Source organism: Marseilla massiliensis (genome assembly GCF_016899855.1).
Lineage (GTDB): Bacteria > Bacteroidota > Bacteroidia > Bacteroidales > Bacteroidaceae > Prevotella.
Genome location: NZ_JACJJG010000092.1, coordinates 1 through 10,596 on the forward strand (window position 1 = coordinate 1; position 10,596 = coordinate 10,596).

Consider the following 10,596-nt stretch of genomic DNA (forward strand, 5'->3'; position numbering starts at 1 on the left):
TGCTGGTAAACGTGAGCATTTCAGGGATGCATTCACGGTTGGAAAGGCCGACGCGGTGTTAGCGGCAAGTGTATTCCACTTCGGTGAAATCAGAATTGATGAACTTAAACAATATCTTCATAAAGAAGGCGTAAATATAAGACTCTCATGAGTTTAACTATGTTTTATAATTGAAAAATATAAAGAGCGTATATTGGAAATGAATATAGATTTTGAAAAAATGAGCGGTCTTGTTCCGGCAATAATACAGGACAAAAGAACTCTTAAGGTTCTTATGCTTGGATTCATGAACGAAGAGGCTTATCGTAAAACCGTTGATACGGGTAAGGTTACGTTCTACAGCAGGAGCCGCAAGTGTTTGTGGACGAAAGGCGAAACGTCCGGAAATTTTCTAAATGTTGTCGAAATAAAGAATGACTGTGACAATGATACATTATTGATAAAGGTAAATCCTGATGGCCCGGTATGCCATACTGGTGCGGATACTTGCTGGGGTGAGGATAATACCGCCAATCCGTTAATGTTCCTTTCCTCGTTGCAGGATTTTATTGAAAAGCGCCACGAGGAAATGCCGGAAGGATCGTATACGACGAGTCTGTTCAAGGATGGCATAAACCGTATGGCACAAAAGGTGGGCGAGGAAGCTTTAGAGGCGGTTATAGAGGCCGTAAACGGAACAGATGAACGCCTGATATACGAGGCTTCAGACTTATTCTATCATCTTATTGTCCTGTTGACGGAGAAAGGATTACGTATAGAAGACGTGGCCGAGGAGTTGCGCACCCGTCATGAGCCGGGTTGGCATAAGCATTAAACAATAAAACTAAATAAGCATTATGTTCATAGAATATAAAGGCGTAAATATATATCAGGACGATGTTTGCGTTTTGGGCAATGTCGATTTTCACGTTGATGAAGGCGAGTTTATATATATAATAGGTCATGTCGGGTCTGGTAAAAGTAGTTTGTTAAAGACATTTTATTGTGAACTTGACGTCCATGAGGGTGACACGGCAATTGTATTGGAACGCAATTTGTTGAAAATTAAGCGTAAGGAGGTGCCGGCTCTTCGTAAGGAGCTTGGCATAATATTCCAGGATTTCCAGCTGTTGCATGATCGTAATGTGTACAAGAATCTGCAATTCGTATTACGCGCGACGGGATGGAAGAAAAAAAGTGATGTCAATGAACGTATAGACGAGGTGTTAGAGGCCGTAGGCATGCAAGACAAGAAGCTGAAAATGCCGTACGAATTGTCAGGTGGTGAGCAGCAGCGCATAGCCATTGCGCGTGCGATACTGAACAAGCCTAAAATCATAATAGCTGATGAGCCGACAGGGAACCTCGATCCTGAGACGGCGGATAACATCGTAAGCCTGTTAAAACAAATAAGTTTGACCGGCACGGCTGTCGTGATGTCTACGCATAATATACCAATGCTTGATAAGTATCCAGGCATTGTGTATCAGTGCAAGGACGGTGGTATAAGTGACGTAACGGAAAAATATAACAAGATTAGTCTTGTAAGTGAGGAATAGGAATATAAACAACAAAATACTGAAGAAATGAAAGTAATGAAATTCGGAGGCACATCCGTAGGCTCACCAGGGCGTATGAAGGATGTCGCATCGTTGATAACAAGAAGCGGTGAGCAGGTATTAGTGGTGCTCTCTGCAATGTCCGGAACAACAAATTCACTGATAGAGATATCGGATTATTTGTATAAGAAAAATCCTGAGGGCGCTAATGACGTAATAAACCGCCTCGAGAAAAAATATATGGCTCATGTGGAAGAATTGTATTCCACTGATGAATGGAGAGATGAAACACGCAAATTCTTGCGTGGTGAGTTCGATTATCTTCGTTCGTTCACCAAAGATCTTTTTACGAGTTTCGAGGAGAAGAGCATAGTTGCTCAAGGTGAGATAATGAGTACGAATATGGTTACGAATTATCTTAAGGAGTGTGGAATAAATGCCACGCTGTTATCAGCTCTCGACTATATGCGTACAGACAAGAACGCTGAGCCCGACTCCGTATATATCAAGGATAAGCTTACCAAGCTGCTTGAGCAGAATGCAGGCTACCAGGTATATATCACTCAAGGCTTTATCTGCCGTAACGCTTATGGTGAGATAGACAATCTCCAGCGTGGTGGCAGTGACTATACTGCTTCTCTCGTAGGGGCGGCAATCAATGCAGATGAAATCCAGATATGGACGGATATAGACGGAATGCATAATAATGATCCTCGTGTGGTTGACAAGACTGACGCCGTACGTCAGCTACATTTCGAAGAAGCTGCTGAGTTGGCTTATTTCGGGGCGAAAATACTTCATCCTACTTGTGTTCAGCCTGCGAAATTTGCAGGAATTCCGGTCAGGTTGTTAAATACGATGGATCCTACGGCTCCCGGAACGATTATCAACAATGAGATTATAGCAGGTAAGATTAAGGCTGTTGCGGCAAAGGACAATATCACGGCCATTAAGATAAAAAGTAGCCGCATGCTATTAGCTACTGGTTTCCTGCGCAAGGTTTTTGAGATCTTCGAGAGTTATCAGACTCCTATTGACATGATTGCCACGAGCGAGGTCGGTGTATCCATGAGCATTGATAACGATTCACATCTTAATGATATTGTGGCTGAGCTGAAAAAGTACGGAACCGTCACGGTTGACCGTGACATGTGTATAATTTGTGTTGTCGGTGATTTGGATTGGAGTAATGTAGGCTTCGAGACATTGGCTACGGATGCCATGAAGGATATCCCGGTTCGTATGATATCATACGGCGGCAGTAATTACAACATTTCATTCCTTGTCCGTGAGTCAGACAAGAAGCGTGCTTTGCAGAGCTTGAGTGATACTTTGTTCAACGATAAAAGAAAAATATAGGATGAAAGGCGTTTTCCCCTTGGATAAATTCAACGAGACGGATACTCCATTTTATTATTATGATACGGATTTGTTGCGTGAGACATTGCGCACAATCAACACTGAGGCCGGCAAGTATGAAGGTTTCTGCGTGCATTATGCGGTCAAGGCAAACGCCAATCCGAAGATATTGAATGTCATATGTCAGGCAGGGTTGGGGGCAGACTGTGTAAGCGGAGGAGAAATTCAAGCTGCTATTAATGCTGGTTTTTCTTCCAGCAAGATTGTTTTCGCCGGTGTCGGCAAGAGTGATAAAGAAATAAACCTTGCCATTGATAAGGATATTTTCTGCTTCAATGTAGAGAGTGTCCCGGAGTTGGCTGTCATTAATGAGATTGCCGCAGCGAAAGGTAAGGTGGCAAGGGTGGCATTCCGTATAAATCCCAATGTCGGGGCACACACACATGCCAACATAACGACGGGGCTTGCCGAAAACAAGTTTGGAATAGCCATGGAAGATATGGAGGATATAATCGGACAGGCTGAGGATATGAAGAATGTAAAGTTCGTAGGCTTGCACTTCCATATTGGCTCTCAAATACTTGATATGGGCGATTTTGTGGCTTTATGCAATCGTATTAATGATTTGCAGAAGCAGCTTGAAGCTCATCACGTAACGGTCGACAACATCAATGTCGGTGGAGGTTTGGGGATTGATTACACCCATCCGAACAAGGTTTCAGTACCAGACTTTAAGTCGTATTTTGCTACGTATGCGCGTCATTTGAAGTTGCGTAAGGGACAGATGTTGCATTTTGAACTCGGACGTTCGGTTGTCGGACAATGTGGTTCGCTTATTTCGAGAGTTCTTTATGTCAAGCAAGGTACGGCAAAACAGTTTGCTATACTTGATGCGGGAATGACGGATTTGATACGTCCTGCCCTGTATCAAGCCTACCACAAAATAGAGAATATATCGAGCGAGGCTCCAATGCAAACGTATGACGTTGTTGGTCCGATATGTGAATCAAGTGATGTTTTTGCAAAGGCTATAGACCTGAATGAATGCCATCGCGGTGATTTGGTTGCCATCCGTTCTGCGGGCGCTTATGGTGAGATCATGGCGTCACAGTATAATTGCCGTCCATTGCCGAAGGGGTATATAACTGAGGATATGCATTGACGGAACAGGTTTTTACAGGGAGAGAGAGGCATGTATGATTTTTGACGGTTTGACGATAACTATATGTGGCGTTTTGCTTGTATTGACGCTTTTGTCTGTTGTGTTGGACCTTTTTCGCAAGAAAGTCTCTTCATGCGAGATCCATGATGATGCTGAAAACGGCAAGCCTGTGTCCGTAGTCATTATTGCAGATAATAATGACGGCGCATTGAAGGCAAACCTGCCTTTGTTCCTTAGCCAGGACTATCCGGGAGGTTTTGAGGTTATCGTTGTTGTTGCGAGTGACGGCGACGATACGGCAGGGGTTATCGAGTCATACAGCAAAGTACCTAATTTTTACGCTACTTATGTTCCAAAGTCATCTCGTTACATGAGTCGCCGGAAACTTGCTGTGACACTAGGAGTGAAGGCCGCTAAGCATGAATGGGTATTGTTGACGGATGCGGCATGCCGTCCTGTCACCGACAAGTGGATAGGAAACATGTCGTCTTGCCGTCATAGGGGCGTGGACATGGTGTATGGCTACGGCAACTATGCAGAGGGTACAGGCCAGTTTAAGATGTTTTCGCGTTTCCATCGTGAATACCTGTTGATTCGTGAGGCACAGTCGGGCATGGGATATGGTATGGCAGGGTGTAACCTGATGTTCCGTAAGTCGATGTTTATGGCTGGCAACGGTTTTCAAGGTAATCTTAAGTATCTTCGTGGCGAGTATGATTTTCTCGTCAACAAATACGCTTCGACCGGCAATATAGCCGTTTGCCTCGAACCTGAAGCGTTCATTGTCGAGGAGACACCTACGGCCAAGGGGTGGCATGATCGTAATGTTTTCTATTTCGAGACGCGACGGCACTTGGAGCGAAGTGTGCGCCATCGCGCATTGTTTAATTCCGACATGTTGTCGTTGCATGCATGCTTTGTAGCGGCACTGTGTGCATTGGGGTACTCAATATTGTTCCATAATTGGTTAATATTGCTGTTCTCGGCCATTGCGCTGTTCGTACCACTGATAGTAAGAACGCTTTTTGCCAGACGGGCGATGGACGCTTTCGGACTGGCTGTGCCATGGTTTAAAGTTGTGCCCTTCGAACTTCGTTTGGTATGGCATGGACTGAAATATGCCGTGGCTTACAGAATGTCGGATAAATATGAGTTTATAAGCCATAAATCATAAGTTGTAGAACATAAATCCTGAACCGGTATGAGAGTCCTGCATTACATCCCCAGCATGAAGGCCGTGGCTGCTTCAGCATTCCTCGGCTATAAGCTCGACTTGCTCTGTCTAATGTCGGAGAGGATGGAGGTTACGGCGTTGACACCGGATGCAGGCGGAGTTCGTTTGGATGGTATCCGTATTGTAACATTGCCGGCTTTAAGGATTGCCTGTATGAGGCGTAAGGGCTGGACGAAACTATTGCATAAGTTAGGGCCGGACATTGTCCATATACATGCATGCGGTGGTATTTCTGCCTATCGTCTTTCATGCGCTTGTCGGGATATGGGTATACCTGTACTGGTTTCGCTTGATCGCCGCCTTGCACCGTGGCATGCTTCGTGCCGTATGTTGTCGGGATGGCCGGTCTCTGTCGGATATTGGGGTAGAGCCGTGTTATCGTACGCTATGGCTTTGCACGCAGTTTGCTGTCAGGAGTATGATGCTCTGCGCGTTATGGGACGGTCGTTCTGGCATAAGGGTACGGGCCCGTTTGAAGAAAAAGTGGTGGAGATTGACGCATTCAATATCACAGGCGGTACGAGTGCATCCGGTATGCTCGACTCCATGATTGCGTTGTATCGTAAGATGGCCGATACATTGCCGTTCCCCCGTATGAACGACGACGAGCGTTATGCTGAAGACGTGCTTATTACGTTAGGAGCATCAGAAGGCCGGGCCGATGTGAAGGTCGCGGATGAGAAATTGCCAGTTATACGTTCGTTTGGTACGGAATCATGGCGCCGTATATTCCTGCATTCCTTTGACGAGGGGGTGATAGACTACCTCATGGCAGGGACAAGAATACTACGGTTGAACGTTCCGGAAGGTTTGGAAACAGGCGTGACAACATTGGAACGGTTTGGGCAATGTGACAGGAATATCGTCAATGACAATATCATAAGGAATGCACGTGCCATGCGCAGGTTACGTTCAGATGATTCGGTAAAGGATGTTGAGCTCGAGGTTTGCAGCACTGTGGTTGAGACTATTATCAAGGTCAAGCATTCATGTGTGCGCAGGGCAGATTTCGTGCAACTGTATCGCGTGCTTCGCTTTACGGATTATGATGAGTGCCGTGTTGAGGCGGTAATTAGCTCTTTAGGGCTGTTGAAACAATCCGCGCGCCTCATGAGGGTAATGGAGGAGCATTACGGACTGACAGAGGGGTTCATGTTCACCCAGCCGCTTGACGATCGCGGAACCGACACATTAAGAAATAAACTTTTTAAATCAGGAATACAATGAAAACGGATTTTCAGGAGACGGAAAACGACATGAGATACTTACAGCTTCTGTCACAGTCGTTTCCGACCATTGCTGACGCCAGCACCGAAATCATAAACTTGCAGGCAATACTTAACCTGCCTAAGGGTACTGAGCACTTTCTCGCGGACTTGCATGGCGAGTACAACTCGTTCCGTCATGTTCTAAAGAACGCCTCGGGTAACATCAAGAGGAAAGTGAACGAGATATTCGGCAATGAACTGCGCGAGTCTGAGAAAAAAGAGTTGTGCACGCTTATTTATTATCCGGAAGAGAAACTCGAGCTGGTGAAAGCTTCCGAGCCGGAGTTGCCCGACTGGTACCACATCACTATTCACCAGCTTGTAAGGGTTTGCCGTGATGTATCCAGCAAATACACCCGTTCAAAAGTCCGCAAGTCGTTGCCCGAGGACTTTTCGTACATAATCGAGGAACTGCTCCACGAACGGACGGACGACGTGGACAAGGCCGCCTATGTAAAAGTGATAATCAGCACGATAATCTCGACAGGGCGTGCCGACGATTTCATTATAGCCATAGCCCACGTGATACAGCGCCTGGCGATTGACCGCCTGCACGTGTTGGGCGATGTGTACGACCGCGGTCCCGGGGCTCATCTCATAATGGACCTCCTTGCCACATATCATAACTGGGATCTCCAATGGGGGAACCATGACATTCTGTGGATGGGAGCCTGCGCTGGTAATGATGCCTGCATATGTAATGTTGTGCGTCTGTCGTTGCGTTATGCCAACCTGACAACGCTTGAGGAGGGTTACGGTATAAATCTCGTGCCGCTTGCTACGTTTGCGGTAGAGCATTATGGCGACGACCCGTGCGAGGAGTTCATCCCCAAGACCGGTGACGGTAGTGGCATGGATGGTAAGACCCGCTTGCTTACCGCTCAGATGCATAAGGCAATAACTGTATTGCAGTTTAAGGTTGAGGGCGCTGTTATCCGTCGCCATCCAGAGTGGAACATGGACGGACGCTTGTTGCTTGGCAATATTGATTATGCCCGTGGCGTATGCAACATTGACGGCCGCGAGTACGAGATGAAGAGCTGCCGTTTTCCCACTGTGTCACCAGACGACCCATACCGGCTTACACCCGAGGAGGAAAATCTCATGACACGCCTGCGCCACTCATTCACCGTCAACGAGAAACTGCACAAGCATATTCGCGTGATGTTGAGCCACGGCTCGCTCTATACGGTCGTTAATGACAATCTGTTGTTCCATGCGTCAGTGCCTCTTAATGCTGACGGCACTTTGAAGGAGGTTGAACTCTATGGAGGGATGAAGTTCAGCGGGCGCGAGCTTATGAACCGTGTCGACCGCGTAGTGCGCAGTGCCTTCCAGCCAGACACAGAACCGCAGGACAAGGCTTTCGCCATAGATTATTTCCTGTATCTGTGGTGTGGGCGTGACTCGGTGCTTTTCGACAAGTCGAAAATGGCGACGTTCGAACGCTACTTCCTTGCCGACAAGGAAACTTACAAAGAGGACAAGGGTAACTATTTCAAGCTGCGTGATGATGGCGCCGTATGCGACCGGATACTTGACGCCTTTGGTGTATGTGGCAATAACCGTCATATCATTAACGGGCATGTGCCCGTACATGCCGCAAGTGGCGAGAATCCCGTCAAGGCTGACGGAAAGCTGATGGTTATCGACGGCGGCTTTTCGCAAGCATACCATAAGGAGACAGGCATTGCCGGATATACTCTCGTGTATCACAGTCGTGGTTTCCAGTTGGTACAGCATGAACCGTTCACTGGTACGGAAGATGCTATATTGCGTGGTTCGGACATAAAGAGCACCACGCAGATAGTCGAGATGTCTGCCCACCGCATGCTCGTAGCTGATACCGACATAGGACGCGAACTAAAGGCGCAGATAGCTGACCTCGAGAAGCTGCTATACGCTTATAGACATGGATTTGTCAAGGAAGGTCGGTTAAGGTCGGATTATGGAAAAATGAAAGTAACGGTTGCTAAAAATAAAGGTTGCACCAGTCGGAAAAAATAGTAATGACGACAATGATGTGCCGTTATTACTGTTGTAAAGTTCTGCCTGCTTTGGTCTTTGCCGGCTCGGAGATAGCATGTCGGTAAAGACCAATGGCAGTGCCGTTTGTATCATTACAGATGGACTTATTCATCATGATTGTGGCACTATGAAATCTGTTACTTTCACGTCGTGCTTTTACAGCAATGGTTCTTATGTATTTAAAACATGGCTTATTGTCTTTTAATAAATGCCTTTTTGATGGATGAAAGGATGTGTTTTATGAGACAATAAGCCATGTTTACTGTTTAAACATTTTCCCAATCTGTTTTTTATTGATTGGTAGTTGCATTGATAAATATCTTACGAAAATTATTTGATCAATCCCTGCAACATGTTATTTTCAAGACCTTGGTAGTGCTGTCGTCAATACGGAATCTATTGTCGGGACGTTGGTTTACAAGCCATACTATGTTGCCTTTTGAATCAGCTACGATAAGCTGCCGGCGCTTTTCAAAGAGGTTGAGTTTCCTGTCGGTAAGGTAGTCGCTTACTAATTTGGAGCCGTTCATGCCGAACGGAATGAAACGGTCGCCGGCAGTGGCAGGTCTGACGGTTAACGGCATGTTTACTTTTGAGGCATCAAGGCTGCAGCAGCAAGCCTGTCGTGATGGAATGAACTTGTCGGGGCATGTCATTATCTCTACCTTGAACTTCATGTCGTCGGAGAATACATACGTTCCGCTTTCGGGCATTACCATGGAACGGGGCGCATCGCATGAAAGAGGTTCGATTATGATGTTGGCACGGTCGATGAGCAACTGGTGCGTGGACGATGTGAATGTACGCCCTGGAGCGGCGTTTACGGCCCGGAATATCTGTTCGGTTTGGGCTGGTGTGAACGAATATTCCCGAAGGATGCTGAATAATGTGTACTCGGGGGCAGCTTCGCACATTAACAGGTCGGTACGTATCGTTGCGGTGTCACGGCCGTGGAATGTAATAATGCGCTCCTTGGCTTGGTGAATTAGAGTGTCGAATGCGCCAGCCACGGCGTTGACCCTTGCTGCGGTCTTGGATATGCTGTCACTGACGGATGGGTTGATTTGTCTCATGACGGGCAGAATGTCGAGACGGATTTTATTCCTTACCACGTCGTCTTCCAGATTGGTGCTGTCCGTTACGTAGGGTTGGCCAGTTTCTTGCAATGCCGTTTCAATGTTTTTGCGTGTGACGCATAGCAGTGGACGGCGTATGTTACCGTTTGCAGCCTTTATTCCGGCAAGACCATGTATACCCGTGCCGCGTATTAAATTGAGCAGTACGGTCTCAACGGAGTCGTCTTGGTGGTGGGCTACGCATACGGCTTCGGCGCCGATGTCGCCGAGCAGAGCGTCGAACCATGAATACCTCAGTTTGCGTGCGGCCATCTCTATACTTATCTTGCGTAGCCTTGCGAACTCTGTCGTGTCGAAACGGGCGACGTGCAGGGGAATATGGTTTGTCTCGCAAAATCGTTTGCAGAAGTCCTCATCCCTTAGGGATTCGGCCCCACGCAAGTTGAAGTTGCAGTGTGCAGCCTCGACGGTATATCCAAGTTGTTTTAACGTCAGGGCCAGGCATACGCTGTCGGCTCCACCTGACAGCGCCACGACATACTTGCCGCTATGCTGCAGCAGAGCGTTGTCGTCGATGTATTGTGATACTTTACCGATGAAGGTTCTATTCAACATATAGTACGAGTCCTTTTAGGTATTCGCCTTCGGGGTGGTATATGTTTATCGGATGGTCGGCCGGTTGGTGGAGCTGGTGCAATATCCTTACGTTGCGTTTGGCGAGCGCTGCCGCCGTGAATACGGCATTGCGGAAGTTGTCTTTTGTGACTACCTGGCTACAGCTGAAGGTGAATAGCAGGCCACCGGATTTGATTCGTTCTAGAGCCTTGACGTTCAACCGTGTGTATCCCTTTAGGGCATTGTGCAGGGCTGCACGGTGCTTGGCAAATGCGGGCGGGTCGAGTATAATGAGATCGTATTTACCGTCGGCAGC

General features: G+C 47.1%; 8 protein-coding genes and 2 pseudogenes. 8 read left to right on the forward strand and 2 right to left on the reverse strand.

What is annotated here, in order from left to right; translation table 11 throughout:
• From H6A34_RS15060 to H6A34_RS11740, 8 genes and pseudogenes are all read left to right on the forward strand, one after another.
• A pseudogene (locus H6A34_RS15060) lies at nucleotides 1-151 on the forward strand (imidazole glycerol phosphate synthase subunit HisF); the annotation flags it as partial.
• A 42-nt stretch (nucleotides 152-193) separates the two neighbouring features.
• The gene (hisIE, locus tag H6A34_RS11710) at nucleotides 194-814 is read left to right on the forward strand and encodes a bifunctional phosphoribosyl-AMP cyclohydrolase/phosphoribosyl-ATP diphosphatase HisIE (protein ID WP_262896359.1); all 621 of its coding nucleotides are present in this window, start codon (nucleotides 194-196) and stop codon (nucleotides 812-814) included.
• Nucleotides 815-836: 22 nt separating this feature from the next.
• Entirely contained in the window at nucleotides 837-1,538 is a 702-nt protein-coding gene (locus H6A34_RS11715; RefSeq protein WP_021947138.1) for a cell division ATP-binding protein FtsE, read from the forward strand.
• Between the two features lie 27 nt (nucleotides 1,539-1,565).
• Complete coding sequence (locus H6A34_RS11720) at nucleotides 1,566-2,897, forward strand: aspartate kinase (RefSeq protein WP_021947139.1); 1,332 nt, start codon at nucleotides 1,566-1,568, stop codon at nucleotides 2,895-2,897.
• Nucleotide 2,898: 1 nt separating this feature from the next.
• Complete coding sequence (lysA, locus tag H6A34_RS11725) at nucleotides 2,899-4,059, forward strand: diaminopimelate decarboxylase (protein ID WP_205105669.1); 1,161 nt, start codon at nucleotides 2,899-2,901, stop codon at nucleotides 4,057-4,059.
• Between the two features lie 169 nt (nucleotides 4,060-4,228).
• Nucleotides 4,229-5,233, forward strand: a complete 1,005-nt coding sequence (locus H6A34_RS11730; protein ID WP_205105670.1) for a glycosyltransferase family protein — start codon at nucleotides 4,229-4,231, stop codon at nucleotides 5,231-5,233.
• A gap of 27 nt (nucleotides 5,234-5,260) precedes the next feature.
• Entirely contained in the window at nucleotides 5,261-6,520 is a 1,260-nt protein-coding gene (locus H6A34_RS11735; protein ID WP_205105671.1) for a glycosyltransferase family protein, read from the forward strand.
• Nucleotides 6,517-8,568: a fructose-bisphosphatase class III gene (locus H6A34_RS11740; RefSeq protein ID WP_021947143.1), complete on the forward strand. Its 2,052-nt coding sequence runs from the start codon at nucleotides 6,517-6,519 to the stop codon at nucleotides 8,566-8,568. Before H6A34_RS11735 ends, H6A34_RS11740 begins: the two co-directional genes overlap by 4 nt.
• A 359-nt stretch (nucleotides 8,569-8,927) precedes the next feature.
• Here H6A34_RS11740 and tilS read toward each other — a convergent pair whose 3' ends face one another.
• Nucleotides 8,928-10,280 (reverse strand): tRNA lysidine(34) synthetase TilS, encoded by a 1,353-nt coding sequence (gene tilS / locus H6A34_RS11745; protein ID WP_205105672.1) that lies wholly within the window; start codon nucleotides 10,278-10,280, stop codon nucleotides 8,928-8,930.
• A pseudogene (locus H6A34_RS11750) lies at nucleotides 10,270-10,596 on the reverse strand (class I SAM-dependent rRNA methyltransferase); the annotation flags it as partial. The gene tilS and the pseudogene H6A34_RS11750, both read right to left, overlap by 11 nt.